At 70.8% G+C, this 16,322-nt stretch carries 18 protein-coding genes and 1 pseudogene; 8 read left to right on the top strand and 11 right to left on the bottom strand.

From position 1 onward, the window contains the following. Positions 1-29: 29 nt before the first annotated feature. Positions 30-461 (bottom strand): hypothetical protein, encoded by a 432-nt coding sequence (locus IFT79_RS15430; protein WP_192125186.1) that lies wholly within the window; start codon positions 459-461, stop codon positions 30-32. Positions 462-608: 147 nt separating this feature from the next. Here IFT79_RS15430 and IFT79_RS15435 point away from each other — a divergent pair, with 147 nt between their 5' ends. The 5 genes and pseudogenes from IFT79_RS15435 to IFT79_RS15450 all read left to right on the top strand — a co-directional run bounded on the left by IFT79_RS15435 (position 609) and on the right by IFT79_RS15450 (position 3,890). Continuing rightward, on the top strand, positions 609-878 hold the full coding sequence (locus IFT79_RS15435) for a hypothetical protein (protein WP_192125188.1): 270 nt from the start codon (positions 609-611) through the stop codon (positions 876-878). Positions 879-948: 70 nt separating this feature from the next. Next, positions 949-1,773, top strand: coding sequence for a M23 family metallopeptidase (locus IFT79_RS15440; protein WP_192125190.1), 825 nt, complete (start codon positions 949-951; stop codon positions 1,771-1,773). A gap of 166 nt (positions 1,774-1,939) precedes the next feature. After that, positions 1,940-2,833, top strand: a complete 894-nt coding sequence (locus IFT79_RS15445) for an exonuclease domain-containing protein (protein ID WP_192125192.1) — start codon at positions 1,940-1,942, stop codon at positions 2,831-2,833. Positions 2,834-2,837: 4 nt separating this feature from the next. Continuing rightward, a pseudogene (locus IFT79_RS17095) lies at positions 2,838-2,984 on the top strand (DUF4236 domain-containing protein); the annotation flags it as partial. Positions 2,985-3,071: 87 nt separating this feature from the next. Continuing rightward, entirely contained in the window at positions 3,072-3,890 is an 819-nt protein-coding gene (locus IFT79_RS15450) for a hypothetical protein (protein WP_249408105.1), read from the top strand. A 42-nt stretch (positions 3,891-3,932) separates the two neighbouring features. Here IFT79_RS15450 and IFT79_RS15455 read toward each other — a convergent pair whose 3' ends face one another. The 7 genes from IFT79_RS15455 to IFT79_RS15485 all read right to left on the bottom strand — a co-directional run bounded on the left by IFT79_RS15455 (position 3,933) and on the right by IFT79_RS15485 (position 10,782). Beyond that, positions 3,933-4,244 (bottom strand): Dabb family protein, encoded by a 312-nt coding sequence (locus IFT79_RS15455; RefSeq protein WP_159825557.1) that lies wholly within the window; start codon positions 4,242-4,244, stop codon positions 3,933-3,935. 158 nt (positions 4,245-4,402) lie between these two features. Then, positions 4,403-5,323 (bottom strand): phosphogluconate dehydrogenase C-terminal domain-containing protein, encoded by a 921-nt coding sequence (locus tag IFT79_RS15460; RefSeq protein WP_082060228.1) that lies wholly within the window; start codon positions 5,321-5,323, stop codon positions 4,403-4,405. Continuing rightward, positions 5,316-6,125, bottom strand: coding sequence for a sugar phosphate isomerase/epimerase family protein (locus tag IFT79_RS15465; protein ID WP_342211868.1), 810 nt, complete (start codon positions 6,123-6,125; stop codon positions 5,316-5,318). Before IFT79_RS15465 ends, IFT79_RS15460 begins: the two co-directional genes overlap by 8 nt. Then, complete coding sequence (locus tag IFT79_RS15470) at positions 6,122-7,009, bottom strand: triose-phosphate isomerase family protein (protein ID WP_342211869.1); 888 nt, start codon at positions 7,007-7,009, stop codon at positions 6,122-6,124. Before IFT79_RS15470 ends, IFT79_RS15465 begins: the two co-directional genes overlap by 4 nt. Further along, positions 7,006-7,494 carry a ribose-5-phosphate isomerase gene (locus tag IFT79_RS15475; RefSeq protein WP_056260280.1) on the bottom strand — a complete coding sequence of 163 codons (489 nt, stop codon included), beginning with the start codon at positions 7,492-7,494 and terminating at the stop codon, positions 7,006-7,008. The genes IFT79_RS15470 and IFT79_RS15475 overlap by 4 nt, the downstream gene beginning before the upstream one ends. A gap of 35 nt (positions 7,495-7,529) precedes the next feature. Continuing rightward, positions 7,530-9,266, bottom strand: a complete 1,737-nt coding sequence (locus tag IFT79_RS15480) for a dihydroxyacetone kinase family protein (RefSeq protein ID WP_192125197.1) — start codon at positions 9,264-9,266, stop codon at positions 7,530-7,532. Positions 9,267-9,387: 121 nt separating this feature from the next. Continuing rightward, on the bottom strand, positions 9,388-10,782 hold the full coding sequence (locus IFT79_RS15485; protein WP_056044281.1) for an MFS transporter: 1,395 nt from the start codon (positions 10,780-10,782) through the stop codon (positions 9,388-9,390). 206 nt (positions 10,783-10,988) lie between these two features. On the opposite strand from IFT79_RS15485, the gene IFT79_RS15490 reads away from it, so the two are divergent. Next, the gene (locus IFT79_RS15490; protein WP_267659096.1) at positions 10,989-11,726 is read left to right on the top strand and encodes a FadR/GntR family transcriptional regulator; all 738 of its coding nucleotides are present in this window, start codon (positions 10,989-10,991) and stop codon (positions 11,724-11,726) included. A gap of 138 nt (positions 11,727-11,864) precedes the next feature. Here the strand turns inward: IFT79_RS15490 and aqpZ are convergent, their stop codons facing one another. Beyond that, positions 11,865-12,647, bottom strand: a complete 783-nt coding sequence (gene aqpZ, locus IFT79_RS15495; RefSeq protein WP_192125199.1) for an aquaporin Z — start codon at positions 12,645-12,647, stop codon at positions 11,865-11,867. A gap of 89 nt (positions 12,648-12,736) precedes the next feature. Further along, entirely contained in the window at positions 12,737-13,132 is a 396-nt protein-coding gene (locus IFT79_RS15500) for a phage holin family protein (protein WP_192125201.1), read from the bottom strand. Between the two features lie 296 nt (positions 13,133-13,428). On the opposite strand from IFT79_RS15500, the gene IFT79_RS15505 reads away from it, so the two are divergent. Continuing rightward, positions 13,429-13,953, top strand: coding sequence for a hypothetical protein (locus tag IFT79_RS15505; protein ID WP_192125202.1), 525 nt, complete (start codon positions 13,429-13,431; stop codon positions 13,951-13,953). A 52-nt stretch (positions 13,954-14,005) separates the two neighbouring features. Here IFT79_RS15505 and IFT79_RS15510 read toward each other — a convergent pair whose 3' ends face one another. Continuing rightward, positions 14,006-14,677 (bottom strand): hypothetical protein, encoded by a 672-nt coding sequence (locus IFT79_RS15510; RefSeq protein ID WP_192125205.1) that lies wholly within the window; start codon positions 14,675-14,677, stop codon positions 14,006-14,008. 168 nt (positions 14,678-14,845) lie between these two features. Between IFT79_RS15510 and IFT79_RS15515 the strand changes: the two genes are divergently transcribed. Next, positions 14,846-16,294, top strand: a complete 1,449-nt coding sequence (locus IFT79_RS15515) for a sugar porter family MFS transporter (RefSeq protein ID WP_342211870.1) — start codon at positions 14,846-14,848, stop codon at positions 16,292-16,294. The last annotated feature ends 28 nt before the right edge of the window (positions 16,295-16,322 follow it).

The following is a 16,322-nucleotide window of genomic DNA, read 5'->3' on the forward strand; positions in this document are numbered from 1 at the left end:
TCGGCCTGGTACCCCCAGTAAGGAGGGGGTCAGTCGTTGTCGGGCACGCAGGCGTAGTCGTCGCCGAAGGCTTCGGTGACGCGGCGGATGGCCTCGGGGGTGCCCCACTGCTCGACGTGCTCGCAGGTGTGGTCCGCCCGGGACGCGTACATGCCGAAGGCCCCGACGTCGACGTAGCCGTAGTCGTAGCGATGCGAGGGGCGTCCGCCGGCGCCGGGCTCGTCGGGCAGGTCGATGACGAAACCGTCGGGGAAGCGCAGCTCGACCCCGTGCGGTGCGCAGGCCGGGAGGGTCTCCGTCGTGAGGTCCTCCACGATCACCGGCTCGTAGCTGGTGCAGTACGGGAGGCGCGCGTCGGACCCCGACAGCACGAGCGGCACGTCCGGGTCGGCTCGCACCGCGAGCACCAGCAGCACCGACACCACGAGCAGCGCGGTGACGATGCCGGCCAGGACCTTCATGAGGTGAACCTACCGCCGGATCGACGTGGGGCGATCGCGAATGGAGCGGTGTTCCTGGGCATCACGTCAATCGACTGGCATCGACCGGCGCGAGCGTCCTAGCGTTTTCCGAACGATCAGAACCGAGATGAAGGAGCAGTGCTTCTCATGACGAACTGGCTCCGCGCCCTCGCCCCGCTCGCCCTGACGGCGATCGCCCTGGTCGTCTTCTTCACGGCCGACCGCACCGTCGGGATGCTGATGATCGTGGCCGCCCTCGCCTCGGCGTTCCTCGCCGGCAAAAGCATCCGCGGCCGCCCGTCCAGGCGCCCCGAGCGTGACGTCGACCCCGCCGAGGTCCGCGCCTACCGCGAAGCCCACCCGGGCAGCACCATCAGCGATGCCGTCAGCGCCGTCGGGGGCCCTGCTCGACGCTGACCATCAATTACATGATGAGTCCTCAATAATGTGGACTGCGCCGACAGCACTCGGCCGCCAAGCTCGATGCATGACGCATTCTCATGAACCAAAGGCGCGTCCCGGTCCGGGCGACCTGAGCAGGCGCAATCTGCTCGTGTTCGGCGGTGCCGCGACGGTTGGCCTTGCCGCCCTCGAGGCGGGAGGGCTGGGCGGAGCCGCACCCGCCCACGCGGCCGTGACCTGGTACTACCCCTTCACGGCTGCTGTCCAAGAAGGTGACGGGTTCGGCATGCGGACCCATCCGATCTACGGCACCCAACGCATGCACAATGGCATCGACTTCCAGCCGGGAGCCGGAGCAGCCATCTATTCGGTCGCCGCCGGCACCGTGGTGGCCGCGGGCCGCAACGGTGGGTACGGCAACCAGGTTCAGATCAGTCACGCCGATGGCTACACCTCGGCCTACGCCCACATGCAGGACGACAGCATCAGGGTGGCAGTCGGGCAGTCGGTCAGCGCCGGCACCTTGGTCGGTCGCGTCGGCAGCACCGGCGACTCCACGGGTGCCCACCTCCACTTCGAGATCATGTCCGGCGGCCAGTTCGTCGATCCTTCCTTGTACGTGGACGCCACTCGACCGAACCCCGGCGCCCCCGTGACCTCCGAAATCCCCCTCGACGACAGGAACGACTCCATGCGCATTCTCCGACGCCCCTCCGACGGCAACACCTACGTGGTCGGTGCCCGCTTCATCAAGCACCTGCAGACTTCGTCCGAGGTCGACAACAACGTCAAGCTCTGGGGCGGCGTGGTCCGCCCGACGAGCGATGCTGCCTTCAAGCAGATCACCGACGGCCTCGGCATCCCCTCCGCCAACGTGCCCGCGGGCGGCGGAGGTCTCTGGGCCGCCTGACCCACCGACATCGCCCGCGTGCGGACGCCGGGCAGTGAGCCAAGGAGGCGCTGGTCACGTGACCAGCGCCTCCGTCGGTGTCGGCACCCCGCCCGCCGGCACGACCCCGACGCCGTCTCGACGCCGGATCACTCGTCAAAGTGAGATTTACTCTTAGGCTCAGCCTGTGCCCCTGAATTTTGTCGCCATCGACTTCGAGACCGCGAACTTCGATCGAGCGTCCGTTTGTGCCGTCGGCTTAACGAAAGTCGTCGACGGGGTGGTCGCCGACACCGACTCCTGGTTCGTCGACCCGCCGACCGGGCTGGACTTCACGAACACGTACCTGCACGGCATCGGCCCGTCTCACGTCGACGGCGCACCCTCGTGGGAAGAGACGCTCGCCAGAATCGGTCGCATGACGGCGGACGTCCCGCTGGTCGCTTACAGCCCGTTCGACAAGGGTGTCTACAACGCCGCCAACAACCTCACCGGTGTCGTACCCGGTGGGTTCCAGTTCCTCGACGCGCTGGCCATCGTCCGTCGTCACTGCCAGTTGCCCAGCCACCGCCTTCCTCTCGTCGTGGAGCATTTCGGCCTTCCTGACTTCAACCATCACGAAGCCGGTGCCGACTCTCTGGCTTGTGCCCTGATCACCCTCCGCGTGGCCGAAGAACGGGGTGCGAGCAGCATCGAGGAGTTGTGGGCGTCGGTCCCCACCAAGGACAAAGCGCGATCGACACGCATTCGCACGTACAGCAAGAAGGCCGAGCTTCCGCAGCCCAGCCTGGAGGCCGACCCCGGTCATCCTCTGTTCGGCGAGGTGGTCTGTTTCTCCGGTGACCTCGACAGCTACACACGCAGCAAAGCGCAGGAGATCGTCGCCTCGTTCGGAGCGACCGTGGCCGGCAACGTCACCAAGAAAGTCACCCTCGTGGTCATGGGAGGCTTCGACCCGACAACCCTGCGGGCCGGGGCCACCCTCAGTTCCAAGATCGAGCGCGCCAGAGAGCTCGCTGCAAACGGTCAAGCCATCGAGATCGTCACCGAACAGACCTTCCTCGAGATCCTGGCGGCCTGAGGTCGTGGGGTTCTACCTTCGCAAGACCGTCAAGGCGGGCCCGTTCCGCGTCACCGCCAGCAGATCCGGGGTGGGCGTCAGCGCCGGTATGCCGGGGTTCAGGGCAGGGACCGGGCCGCGGGGTAACTACGTCTCGATCAATGCCGCTGGTCTGACTTACCGGACCACGCGTTCCCGGCCGCACGGTGCCACGCGGGCCGCGCCTCCTTCCGTCTTGGCCACGGGACATGACGTCGAGATGCAGGACGTCACCGGGGCCACCATCCACGAGCTCGAGCCGACGAACCGCGGCGACATCGTCGAGCAGCTCAATGGCGCGGCCGGGTATCGGTCGTGGACGTGGCCCGCCTTCGTCGTGCTCTTCGCCGTGGGGATCGTGATCGCTCCGTGGGGCCTGCTGCTCTCCGCTGCCGCCGTCGTGCTGCTCGTCTGGCTGCTGCTCCGCGACGCGGCGAAGCGGAAGGTCGTCGTCTTCTACGACGTCGAGGGGCCGGATGAACGATGGTTCGACTCGTTGCTCGACTCGGCGAACGTCGCTGCTGCCTCCCAGAAGGTGTGGCGGGTCGTGGAGTCGGGCCAGGTCGTCACCACCCGTCAACACAAGACCAACGCCGGGGCGGGGAACCTGGTGAGTCGCCTCCCGGCGACCGTCACGTTCGAGGCGCCTCGGCACCTGGCCACCAACATCGTCGTGCCGACCATCACGGCGGGCGACACGAGCCTGCACTTCTTGCCGGACCGCATCCTCGTGAAGGAGGGGCGTCACTACGCCGACGTCGCCTACGGGGGTCTCATGAGCGGAGCCACGAGCACCCGCTTCATCGAAGCCCTGTCGTCGGTGCCGACGGACGCCCAGAAGGTCGACCGGACGTGGCAGTACGTCAACGTCAAAGGCGGGCCGGACCGGCGGTATCGGGACAACCCGGAACGGGCGGTGATGCTCTACGGCCAGTGGGAGATCTCGTCACCCGGGGGCCTCTACTGGAAAGTGCAGACGTCGGCCGTGTCGGCGACGAACCGGTTGCACGAGTCACTGATGGCTGCACCCCGGTACTGACACGGGTGCCGGCCAGCCGGCCCGCGCCTCCCGCGCCAGGCGTTACGCCTCGACGTCGAAGACGACGACCCGGGCGGACGCGTCGCCGAGGTAGCTCGCGACCGGCTGGTGCGAGGGGTGCGGCAGGTAGCCGTCGCGGGCCGCGGCGTCACGGAAGCGCACCACGAGCATCCAGTCGAAGCCGGCCTCGAGCTGCTCGGGGCTGACGCTCTCGCCACTCGACACCGACAGCACGCCGTCGATGCCGGTCAGGTGCTCGGTCGACAGCCGCGTCGCCTGATCGGCCACGTCGGCCGGGGCCCCCTCGGCCCACTCCACCAACACCACGTGCACGATCTCGTCCATGTCCGCCATCCGCGCATCCCCTCGTCGTCGCCGCTCGCCGCGGCAGGTCACCCGATCCTGACACGGGCGTCGCCCCGGCGGTCGGCCCGGGCGACCACCGCACCACGCGGGAACGCAGGAGGCGCGGGTCACGCGACCCGCGCCTCCTGCGTTCCCGTCGTCGCGGCCTAGCGGCGGACGGCGTCGATCTTCAGCATGCGCGCGATGACCGAGTCGAGCTGGCTGTCGTCGAAGATCTTCTTCCAGTCGTCACGGACGATCGACTCGCGGCCGTAGTCCATGGCGATGTGGCAGGCGTCGCTGAACGGGTTCGAGCCGCGCAGGCCGTTCGTCAGCGCGATCCAGGTGTGGCCGTAGAGCATGGCGCGAGCGGCCTCGTAGGGGACCCCGACTCCGTCGACGGTCTCCTCGAGCGCCTCCTTGAGGAACGCCCCGATCATGCAGGCCATCGTCTCGACCAGGGTCGGCTCGAGCACGGCCAGCTGCTTGACCGTCACGTAGTGCACGGCGATGACGGGTGCGTAGATCGTCGAGATGACCTGCGTCATGAGCTCACGGACGGGGGAGTCCTCGGCCACGCCCTCGAGCGCGGCGACGACCTCCTGCGGGGCGGCCACGCCACCGAAGGTGTCGGCCCACTCCTCCTTCGTGGTGCGCTCGAGGAACACGCTGGGGTGGCAGGGGTGCGCCACCGCGTAGTGGATGTCCTCGCGCACGGCGAGCAGGCCGGCGTAGGCGGCGGCCGGGTCGAGGGTGAGGATGACGGCGCCGGTCTTCATCGCCGGGACGACCTGCTCGGAGACCTTGCCGAGCACGACGTCGGGCACGGCCAGGATGACCACGTCGGCGTCCGCCACGGCCACGTCGGTCGCGGTGACCGTGCGGCCGAGCGACTCGATCAGCTCGACGCCGGCGGGCGACGCCTCGCTGTAGAGGGTCGTGTACGCGCTCTTGGCGAGGTTGTTCGAGACGCGCTGGCCCATCTTGCCGCCGGCGCCGATGACGGCGACGGTGACGTCGGACGAGCCCTGGCCGTCGGCGTACGTGACGGTGCTCTCGGGGGCGGTCGTGTCGAGGGTGTCAGTCATTGTTCTTGCTCCTTAGTTCAGAGATGGTTCGTGTCGTCCACTCGGCTTCGAGCCGGGTGGTGGTCTCGGGGTCGCCCTGCCAGGGCAGCCAGTGCTCGACGACCTGGTTGACGCGCGTGGCGCCTCCGTCGCGGGCGTCGAGCGCGGCACGGATGCCGTCGTAGTCGAGCCGGCCCTCGCCGAGCGGCGTGCTGGTCAGGGCGAAACCCACCCAGCCGTCCTTCCGCGAGAAGGCGAAGTCCTTCACGTGCCAGTTGGCGACGAACGGTAGGCAGCGCGCGGTCACGTCGGCCGGGTGCTCCAGGTTCGCGACGGTGTTGGCCGGGTCGAGCACGATGCCGAGCCGCGGGCTGGCGACCGCCCGCACGACGGCCACGAGCTCGGTCGAACCGACCTGCTCGTAGGTCTCGAGGGCGAGGGTGACCCCCGCCTCCTCGTACTCGGGTAGCACCTCGCGCAGCCGACGCTCGGTCTCGGCCGCGTCGGGACGGTCGTCGCCCGCCGTCCACATGCTGCGGACCAAGGAGGCGCGCAACGCGACGGCGAGGCGCAGCCACGTCCGCAGGACGGTCGGCCTGGTGCCCCGGGTGCCGAGTTCGAGCGTCAGCCCGAGCTCGTCGGCGAGGTCGCGCAGCGCGGCGAGCCGCTCGTCGGTGTAGCCGGTCAGGGCCTCGTGGTCGCAGATCTGGAACAGCCGGACGCCCTGCGCGGCCGTGTCGCGCAGCATGTCGTCGAGCGTCATCGGCTGCGGGACGAGGTCGCTGCCCCGCCAGAAGTACGCGTAGGTGCTGAGGCCGATCACGAGGCCACCCCGTCCCGGCGTGCGGCGTCGGGGGCCGGCGTCTCGTGGAGTGCGGCTGCCTCATCGAGCGCGAGTGCGAGCGCCTCGTCGAGCGCGAGCGCCTCGTCGAGGATGCGCTCCACCGCGGAGGCGTCGTGGGCGAAGCGACCGAGGAACAGCCCACGGACCTGGCCGCCCAGACCGGTCAGCAGCCCCGGACCGGCGCTGCCGCCGTAGATCACCCGGCTGCCGGCGCGATCGGGCAGCCCGGCGAGGTGGTCCTCGACGGCCGCGACCACCGCGGTGATGTGGCCCGCGGACGCCGGCACCGGTGCGCCGATCGCCCAGAGCGGCTCGTACGCGACGACGAGGGCGCCCGGGAGGCCGGCCTCGTCGGCCGCCGCGAGGGCGAGGTCGATCTGCTGCGTCACCTCGAGCGCGGCGAGGGCGGGCGACGTCTCGTCGGCCTCGCCCACGCAGAGCAGCGGGGTGATGCCGTGGCGCAGCGCCGCCGCCGTCTTGGCCGCGACGACCGCGTCGTCCTCGTGGAAGAGCGTCCGCCGTTCGGCGTGGCCGATCTCGGCGAGGGTGCAGCCGATCTCGGCCAGCTCGGCGCCGCTGACTTCACCCGTGAAGGCGCCCGAGTCGTCGGTCGCGAGGTCCTGGGCACCGAGGCGGACCGAGGTGCCGGCCAGCGCCTCCTGCACGGGGACGAGCGACGGGAACGTCGGCACGACGAACAGGTCGACGACGCCCCGCCGGACGGCCGGGTGGCGCCGCGCGATCTCGGCCACCTCGGTGCTCCACGCGAGGGTCCTCGCGTGCGAGAAGTACATCTTGAGGCTCACCCCGATCGTGAAGCGGGCCGAGGAGGGCCGGACGGGGGCGGTCACCGGATCGCTCACGCCGCGTCGATGCCGACGGGCTCGCCCGACCCGTCGTAGCCGCAGATGGCCGCGACCTTCTCGGCCGAGGCGCTCGAGGTGTCGAAGCGGTAGGTGAGGAACTCCTTCGCCAGGCGGCGCATGAGCTCGACGCCGATCACGCGCTGGCCCATGCAGAGCACCTGGGCGTCGTTCGAGAGGACGGCGCGTTCGACCGAGAACGTGTCGTGCGCGGTCACCGCCCGGATGCCGGGCACCTTGTTGGCCGCGATGGCGACGCCGAGCCCGGTGCCGCAGATCAGGATCGCGCGGTCGGCGCGGCCGTCGGCGACCATGCGGGCCGCCTCGACGGCGACGTGCGGGTAGGCGGTGTGGCCGTCGGCGGCGACCCCGACGTCGGCGACGCTCGCCACGCCGTCGTTCGCCTCGAGGTCCTTCTTGAGGACCTCTTTGTAGTCGTACCCGGCGTCGTCCGATCCGACGACGATGCGCAGCTGGTCAGCCATGGTGGTGCCTTTCGTGGAGGGTCTGGGGGGAGGGATCACGCGGCGGGCTGCGGCGCGAGGACGCGTCCGACGGCCCTCGTGATGAGCCCGAGCGAGGTGGCGCCGGCGTCGGGCGTGCCGAGGCTCTTCTCGGCGTGCGGCCGGGCGCGGCCCATCTTGGGCAGGAGGTCGGCCGTCGCCGCGGCCGCCGTCACGGCGACCTCGGCCGCGGTGGCCCAGGCCGTGGCGAGGTCGGCCCCGTCGTCGACCGCCGCGCTGAGGGCCGCGTCGAAGGGGACGAGCACGTCGACCATGGTCTTGTCGCCGACCGTGGCGCCGAACTCGAGGATCGCCTCGGTCGCGGCGGAGACGCCGCGGGACACGGAGGCGCGGTCCGGGGCCACCTCGTCGCCGACGGCCGCACCGAGGCTCGCGAGGGCGGCACCCCAGAGGGCCCCGGAGGTGCCCCCGGCCCGGTCGGACCAGGCGTCGCCGGCGAGGTCGAGGACGGTGCCCGCCCCCGCGCCGGCGAGCACGGCCTCGCGGGCGGCGGCGACGGCGGCGTGGACCCCGCGCTGCATGCCGATGCCGTGGTCGCCGTCCCCGGCGACGGCGTCGATGCGTCCGAGCTCGTCGACGTTCTCCTCGACCGTGGCCTGCACCGCCTCGAGGGCGCTCAGCACCAGCTGGGCGGCCTGCCGGGACGCCGGGGTCGCGGGCGGGATCGCGATGGCGACCCGCGCCTCCTGCTCGGCGTCGTCCGCCCGCGACGCGACGTCGACGGAGCCCTTCTTGTAGGCGGGTGCGTCGACCGGTGCCGCCCAGAGGCGCTCGAGCTCGTCGTCGAGCCAGAACAGGGTCAGCGAGACGCCGGCCATGTCGAAGCTCGTGACGAGCTCGCCGACCTCGGGCTCGACGACCTCGACGCCCGCCTCGCGCAGCAGGGCGTCGACCCGGGCGTAGACGACGAAGAGTTCTTCGTACTTGACCGAGCCGAGTCCGTTGAGCAGGACGGCCACCTTGCGTCCGCGTGCCTCGTCGACCCCGTCGGGCAGTTCGTCGCTCGCGAGCAACGCCTCGACGAGCAGCTCGGCGAGGCCGTCCGCCGTGGGGACGTCGGTCTCGCCGATGCCGGGCTCGCCGTGGATGCCCATGCCGACGGCCATGCGGCCCTCGGGCACGGTGAAGAGCGGTTCGTCGGCCCCGGGCAGCGAGCAGCCCGAGAACGCCACGCCGACGCTGCGGGTGCGTTCGTTCGCCTTGACGGCGACGCGGACGACGTCGTCGAGGTCGGCGCCCTCCTCGGCGGCGGCCGCGGCGGACTTGAAGACGGTGAGGTCGCCGGCGATGCCGCGACGCTTGTGCTTGTCGGCGATCGACGCGCTCGAGATGTCGTCGGTGACGGCGACCGTCCGGGTCTCGATGCCCTCGTCGATCAGCTTCTGCTGGGCCTTGTCGAAGTTGAGGACGTCGCCGGCGTAGTTGCCGTAGCTCAGCAGGACGCCCCCGCCGTTCTGGGCCGACTTCGCGACCGACCTGACCTGCTGCCACGAGGGCGAGGCGAAGAGGTTGCCGAGGGCGGCGCCGTGGGCGAGCCCTTGCCCGACGAGTCCGCCGAAGGCCGGGTAGTGACCCGAGCCACCGCCGACGACGAGCGCGACGCTGCCGGGGGTCGAGCGGGTCGCCCGGACCACGCCGCCGTGCACCCGTCGCACCCAGCGCTGGTTGGCGGCCACGAAGCCGTCGATCATCTCGTCGGCGAAGTCGCCCGGATCGTTGAAGAGGCGTGTCATGAGAACTCCAGGAGGCGGTGGTCCGGTCGACGGCGCGACGGCACGGCGACGGGGTGCGGAGGGGGCGGGGCCCGGGTCGGTGATCGTCCGGGCCCCGCGGGGGGAGGGGGGTGAGCGTCGGTCAGTCGAGCCCGGCGGTCGCCGCCAGGTCGGCCTGCTCGCGGGGGCTGAGGGTGCCCTCGGGCTTCTTCATCCGGCTGAGCGCGATCATCAGCGCGGCCGACAGCAGCATGAAGAACCCGACGATGAACATCGGCACCCGGTAGTCGCCGGTGACGTCGGTGACCAGGCCCGTGATGTACGGAGCGCTGAAGCCGGCGAGGTTGCCGACCGTGTTGATCAGCGCGATGCCCGCGGCCGCCGCGGCCCCGGTCAGGAACTGCGTGGGCAGGGTCCAGAAGTTGGGCAGGGCCGCGAAGATCGCCATGGCGGTGACCGCGATCACCGCGATGGTGAGGGCGGGGGACTGTGCGTAGAGCGCCAGCGGGATGCTCAGACCGCCCACGACGGCGGGGATGACGATGTGCCAGGTCTTGAGGCCGCGACGCGAGGCGTCACGCGACCAGAAGTACAGGGCGATGGCCGCGGGGACGTAGGGGATGGCCGTGATGAAGCCGCGCTGGGTGACGGTGAACTCGGTGCCGAACTGCTCCTGGAAGCCGCCGATGATGGTGGGCAGGAAGAACGCGAGCGCGTACAGGCCGTAGATGAAGCCGAAGTAGATGAACGAGAGCATCCAGACGCGGCCGTTCTTGAAGACGACGCCGAGGCCCGGGTGCTTGCCGGTGGTCGAGACGGCACCCGTCTTCGTCGAGGCCTCCTTCACCAGGGCCTGGGTCAGCCAGACCTGCTCTTCCTTCGTGAGCCACTTGGCGTCGGCGGGCTTGTCCTTGAGGTAGAACCAGGCGACGATCCCGACGACGATCGCGGGGATGGCGACGCCCATGAACATGAAGCGCCAGCCCTCGAGGCCGAAGAAGACGCCGTCGTGGCTGATCAACCAGCCGGCGAGCGGGGCACCGATGACGGTGGTGAGGGGCTGCGCCAGGTAGAAGAGGGCGAGGATCTTGCTGCGGTGGGCGGCCGGCACCCACAGGCTCAGGAAGAGGATCGCGCCGGGGAAGAAGCCGGCCTCCATGACGCCGAGCAGGAAGCGCAGCGCGACGAGCTGCTCGAAGTTCTGCACCCAGGTGAAGAGCAACGCCACGATGCCCCAGGTCACCATGATGCGGGCGAGCCACTTGCGGGCACCGAACTTGTGCAGGGCGAGGTTCGACGGCACCTCCAACAGGATGTAGCCGATGAAGAACACGCCGGAGGCGAAGCCGAACTGGGCGGCCGACAGGGCGAGGTCGGACTCCATGCCGTTCGGCGCCGCGAAGCCGATGGCGGTGCGGTCGAGGTAGTTGATGAAGAACATCAACGCCACGAACGGGACGAGCCGGACGGCGACTTTCTTGATCGCGGACTTCTCGACCGCGCTCTGTGGCGCGCTCGTTCGGGTGGTGGTGTCCACATCGACTCCTTCGGATCTAACGACGTTGTTGGATGACGCCTTCGACCGGTGCCGGTGGCGCGCAGGGACCATCGTGCCTTTTTCGCCGATATCTGTCAACCGGTTGACCAATTGAGCGACGGGACGAGGCGGAGCGAGTGCCCCGAGAGGTGGACCCGTGGGCCCCGCGAGCTGGACCGGTGGGCCCCGCTGACTAAGCTCGCACCGTGCCGGCATACCCAGAGAGCGACCCCACGAGCCTCGATCTCGAGCTCGAGATGGTCCCGCGCGGCACCGCGGTCAGCGAGGTCGTCAAGCAGCTCGTGGCCCTCCTGACGGCCGGCGAACTGACCCCCGGGTCGCGCCTCCCCCCCGAGCGGCAGCTCGCCGAACGCCTCGGCGTCGGGCGATCGGCCGTCCGCGAGGCCCTGGCCGCCCTCGAGATCCTCGGCATCGTCACGGTGCGTCCGGGCTCGGGCACCTACCTGCGCGACCAGACCTCGGAGTTGCTGCCGACCACCCTCAGCTGGGGTCTCATGCTGAACGCGGCACGCACGCGCGAGCTCATCGAGGTCCGGGGCGGGCTCGAGATCCAGGCTGCCGCCTACGCCGCCGAGCGGGCCACGGACGCCGACGTCGACGCCCTGCGGGGGTACATCGAGGTGATGGCCGACTCGCTCGAGGACCTCGACGCGTTCCTCCAGGCCGACATCCGGTTCCACCTGCAGATCGCCGTCAGCGCCGACAACGTCGTGCTCAAGGACCTCCTGCAGAGCACCCGGTCGCTGCTGCGCCTCTGGGTCGAACGCGGGCTCACCGAGAAGGACCAGGCCGAGGCCGCGTACCGCGAACACCGGGCCGTCTTCCGCGCGATCGAGGCACGCGATCCCGACGCCGCGCTCGCCGCGATGCGCGACCACATGGCCACCGCCGCCGACCGGGTCCGGAGCGCCACGGTCGTCTAGGTCGTCGCCCCCGACGGGCGGGGCGACGTCGTCGCCTCCGCTCGAGCGTCGGTCGGCACCGGCGTCACCGCACGAGGACGCAGGAGGCGCGGGTCACGCGACCCGCGCCTCCTGCGTTCCCTGCCGCTCGGATGGCCGTCAGGCGCGACGGCGCAGGGCGCGGTGGGCCAGGCCCGCCAGGGCGCCGCCGACCAGGGGTGCCACGACGAAGACCCAGACCTGGGCCAGGGCGTCGGGGCCGCCGTAGAGGGCGGCCGCCAGCGAGCGGGCGGGGTTCACCGACGTGTTGCTCACGGGGATGCTGATCAGGTGGATCAGCGTCAGGGTCAGGCCGATCGCCAAGGGCGCCAGGGCCTTGTACTCACCCTTGGCAGTTACCGACAGGATCACGCCCACGAACACGGCCGTCAGCACGATCTCGGTGACGAGGACGGCTCCGAGGCCGAAACCGCCGGGCGACGACGCGCCGAAGCCGTTCGAGGCGAAGCCCGAGTCCCGGGCCGCGGCGAAGTAGCCGGCGGGGCCGTCGGCGGCGACGAGCGCCACGACGCTGGCTCCGGCGGCGGCCCCGACGAGCTGCGCGACGACGTAGCCGGGCACGCTCGCCCACGGGGTCCGACGGGCCAGGGCGAAGCCGACCGTCACGGCCGGGTTGAAGTGGCCGCCCGAGATGTGGCCGACGGCGTAGATGCCGGCCATCACGCTCAGGCCGAACGCCAGGGCCACGCCGAGGAAGCCGACCCCGAGCGCGTTGCCGTCGTCCGGGAACGACGACGCGAACACGGCAGTGCCCACGCCTCCGACGACGAGGAGGAACGCCCCGAACGCCTCGGAGGCGTACCGCGCGAGGGGCGCGTAGGTCTCGGCGTGTTGCGTGCGCTGTTCTTTCGTGGACCGGCTGGCGGGTGTGGTGCGAGGCATGGGGGACTCCCTGGTGTCGGGTGGGGTCGGGTCGGGTGGGTTGGGACGGGGTCGGGTTGGGAGGGGGCCCGGTTCGGAGGGGCCGGCGGCTAGTCGGACGACGAGGTGAGGTTCTTCACCGTGTCGACGGGGACCGGCGGGACGCCCCGCCTGACGCCCTTCAGGCCGACGGCGACGAGCACCGCGGTGACGACCGCGAAGACCGCGAACGTGATGAGCGCGGCGGCCCAGAGGGGCAGGGCCAGGGCCAGCAGGGCGACGGCGGTGCCGGCCAGGAGGATCACGGTCACGATCGCCAGGACGGCCCCGACGGCGAGAAACACGACGCCCGATCGCGCGTCCCGAGCCCGACCGGCGACCTCGTCGCGGGCCGACCTCAGTTCGGCGCGCACGGCCTTGATGATGGGCTCGATCGCCCGGCTGCCGAGCTGGTCGCGGAACCTGCCGGCGAAGCCCGAGTCGGCCTGCTTGTCGTCGTCGCTCATGGTGGTCGTCCTTCTCTCGGCGCGGCCACTCGTCGGTGGCCGGGGATCGCGGTGCCGCAGTGCGGACGCGCTGTGTCTCGGTGACACACCATTCGGACGCGAGCGGCAGCCCACCCGTCATCGACCTCCAGCGAGCTTGCAGACTCGGGTCGACGGGCACTCGCGAAGCGGCCAGGCGGGGGACAGCGCGGGCCCGTCCGGCGGGCGGCGGGCGGCGGGCGGCGGACGGCGTCGGGCGGCGAGCGGCAGCGGGCGGCGTCGGGCGGCGGGCGTGCGGCGTGCGGCAAGATGGCCTGGTGGCTCGACGCGAACCTCCCGTCATCCGCATCGTCGCGTCGACCAGCGCCGCGGTGCGCCAGGCCGACGGGCCCGACCGGTTCGCGCGCACCGACGCCGCCGTCGACCGGCTGCGCGAGGGCGGACGCTCCCGCGAGGACGCCCTCTACCTGCTGTCGTCCTACTGGACCGGCGAGCACGGCCGACAGCTGCCGAGCCCACGCACGCTGATGATCACCCTGGTGGTGACGCTGGTCGTCTGCATCGGTGCGGTCGTCGCCTTCGGCTCGACCGGCATCGCCTGGATCGCCGCCGTCTTCTTCGGCGGGGGACTGCTCGTGCGGGGGATCGTCGAGCTGTGGCGTCTCCACCGAAACTGGTACGGCTCGCGCGAGCGGCGTACCGCCGTCCGCTCCCTCGTGGGCGTCGCCCTCGACGTCGTCGGCGTCTACCGCGACGGCTACCGCCTCCCCCGGGAGGCGCGCGCGGCCGACCGGCGCCAGGCCCGGTTCACGACGTCGAGGCCGTCACCACGACGACGGTGACCGGACGGCCCCGTGGTCGTCGCCCGGCTCGGCCAGGCGCCGACCGGCGTCGTCAGTCGACCAGGATGCGGAGGGCTTCGACGAGTGCGCGGTTGCCGGCGCGGAGAGCCGCGACCTCGGCCTCGAGGGCGGTGAGGCGGCTGTCGGCGGGTACGGCGGGTGCGGGTGTGGGTGTGGGTGCGGGCACGGATGCCGGCTCGGGCTGCGGGTCGGATCGGATCTCGGGCGTCGGCTCGGGCTCGGGCTCGGGGGCCGGGTCGGACGCCGCCCAGGGGTCCTGCTCGGGCTCGGGCTCGGGCTCCGGCTCCGGCTGCGGGTCAGGCTGCGGGTCGGACTCCGGGTCGGACGCGGCCTCGGTCTGCGGAACGGCCTCGGCCTGCGGCACGGACCCTGTCTGTGCGTCGGGCTCGGGCTCGCTCGCGGGCTCCGGAAGTGCGGCGGGCTGCGGAGCGTCGATCGCTTCGTCGTCCTCGGGGGACTCGACCCGCGCCTCCTTGGTGGTCTTGACGACCTGCGAGAACTTCGGGCGGGGCTTGCGCTTCGGCTTGGCGGACTCGGGCGAGGCCTCGTCGACCCAGTCGCTGAGGGTCTGCCGCGGGACGTTGAACTCCTCCGCGACGACGGTGAGGACGTTGCGGTCGGTGGGGTTCGTCATCCGCCGCTGCAGCACGCGGGCCGTCGCGGCCTCTCGTGTCTCGTCGTCGTACCACTCGTCGAAAGGCATGCTCCGAGTCTAGGGACGCGCGAGTCCCTCTCCCGTCCGACTCGAGGGGTGGTCCACGCATGACCGATTGACAGGACATACGGACATGGCTAGCCTCGTCCTGTCGCCGTTGCAGGGCGACGACCCGCACCGACGCGGGAAGCTGTAACCACAACCAATGGAGGAATCGTGGTCACCGACACATCGGGCAGTTCGCCCCGAGTAGCTCTTCCCGCCCTGGTCTCGGGCCCGCACACCAAGCGTCTCGGCACCGTCGCGGTCATCGCCACCTTCGGTGGCCTGCTCTTCGGGTACGACACGGGCGTGATCAACGGCGCGCTCGACTCGATGGAGGAGAGCCTCGGGCTCACGCCGGCCAGCGAGGGCATCATGGTCTCGGCCATCCTCATCGGGGCCGCGGTCGGGGCGTTCTTCATCGGGCGCATCTCGGACGCCTTCGGGCGGAAGCCGACCATCAACACCCTGGCCATCCTGTTCTTCTTCGCCGCGCTCGCCTGCGTGCTCGCCCCCACGTGGGAGTTCCTCACCGGGGCGCGGTTCTTCCTCGGCATCGCGGTCGGCGGGGCCTCGGTCACCGTTCCGGTGTTCCTCGCCGAACTCGCCCCCACCGAGCAACGCGGCGGACTCGTCAGTCGCAACGAGCTCATGATCGTCTCGGGGCAGCTCGCCGCCTTCACCATCAACGCCGTCATCGGCAGCGTCTGGGGCGAGCACGACAACGTGTGGCGCTACATGCTCTCCGTCGCGGTGCTGCCCGCCATCGCCCTCTTCATCGGCATGTTCCGTGTCCCCGAGAGCCCTCGCTGGCTCATCGCCAAGGGCCGCGACGACGACGCGCTCGCCGTGCTCAAGCAGATCCGTGCCGACGACCGCGCGGTGGCCGAGATGGCCGAGGTGCGCCTCCTGGCCGACGAGGAGAAAGAGGCCAAGAGCGCCCGCCTCGCCGACCTCATCGCCGAGCCCTGGCTCCGCAAGATCCTGTTCATCGGCATCGGCCTGGCCGTCGCTCAGCAGCTGACCGGCATCAACTCGATCATGTACTACGGCACCCAGGTGCTGCAGCAGTCCGGTTTCTCGCAGAGCGGGGCCCTGATCGCCAACGTCGGGGCAGGCGTCATCGCCGTCGTCGCGATGCTCGTCGCCCTCCGCATCATCAACAAGGTCGGACGGCGCACCATGCTCATGGCCGGCTTCGCCGGCGTCACGATCTTCCACCTGCTGATCGGCCTGTCGTCGCTGCTGATCCCCGAGGGGCTCGGCCGCGCGATCGTCGTCCTGATCTTCGTCATCGGCTTCGTCGGGACCATGCAGGGCACCATCGGCCCTCTCGTCTGGCTGATGCTCAGCGAGATCTTCCCCCTCAAGCTGCGGGGCGTCGGGATGGGGCTCACGGTGCTCATCCTCTGGGTGACCAACTTCGCCGTCAGCCTGCTCTTCCCGATCCTCGTCGCCGGCATCGGCATCTCGACGACGTTCTTCATCTTCGCCGTGCTCAACGCCGGGTCGTTCCTCTTCGCCGTGAAGAAGGTGCCCGAGACGAACGGGCGGTCGCTCGAGCAGCTCGAAGAGGACTTCAGCACCGGTGCCATCTACGTCGTGAAGAACGGCAAGAAGTGACCGCGACCGCACGCCACGCTCCCGAGAG

The sequence above is a fragment of the Frigoribacterium sp. CFBP 8759 genome, assembly GCF_014841655.1.
Taxonomy (GTDB): domain Bacteria; phylum Actinomycetota; class Actinomycetes; order Actinomycetales; family Microbacteriaceae; genus Frigoribacterium.

Bases quoted from the DNA above. Each gene is read 5' to 3' on its own strand.
- IFT79_RS15450 (WP_249408105.1), top strand. From the start codon at position 3,072: ATGCAGGACGTCACCGGGGCCACCATCCACGAGCTCGAGCCGACGAAC.
- IFT79_RS15480 (WP_192125197.1), bottom strand. From the start codon at position 9,266: ATGACACGCCTCTTCAACGATCCGGGCGACTTCGCCGACGAGATGATC.
- aqpZ (WP_192125199.1), bottom strand. From the start codon at position 12,647: ATGCCTCGCACCACACCCGCCAGCCGGTCCACGAAAGAACAGCGCACG.
- IFT79_RS15440 (WP_192125190.1), top strand. From the start codon at position 949: ATGACGCATTCTCATGAACCAAAGGCGCGTCCCGGTCCGGGCGACCTG.
- IFT79_RS15435 (WP_192125188.1), top strand. From the start codon at position 609: ATGACGAACTGGCTCCGCGCCCTCGCCCCGCTCGCCCTGACGGCGATC.
- IFT79_RS15475 (WP_056260280.1), bottom strand. From the start codon at position 7,494: ATGGCTGACCAGCTGCGCATCGTCGTCGGATCGGACGACGCCGGGTAC.
- IFT79_RS15510 (WP_192125205.1), bottom strand. From the start codon at position 14,677: ATGCCTTTCGACGAGTGGTACGACGACGAGACACGAGAGGCCGCGACG.
- IFT79_RS15455 (WP_159825557.1), bottom strand. From the start codon at position 4,244: ATGGCGGACATGGACGAGATCGTGCACGTGGTGTTGGTGGAGTGGGCC.
- IFT79_RS15500 (WP_192125201.1), bottom strand. From the start codon at position 13,132: ATGAGCGACGACGACAAGCAGGCCGACTCGGGCTTCGCCGGCAGGTTC.
- IFT79_RS15460 (WP_082060228.1), bottom strand. From the start codon at position 5,323: ATGACTGACACCCTCGACACGACCGCCCCCGAGAGCACCGTCACGTAC.
- IFT79_RS15430 (WP_192125186.1), bottom strand. From the start codon at position 461: ATGAAGGTCCTGGCCGGCATCGTCACCGCGCTGCTCGTGGTGTCGGTG.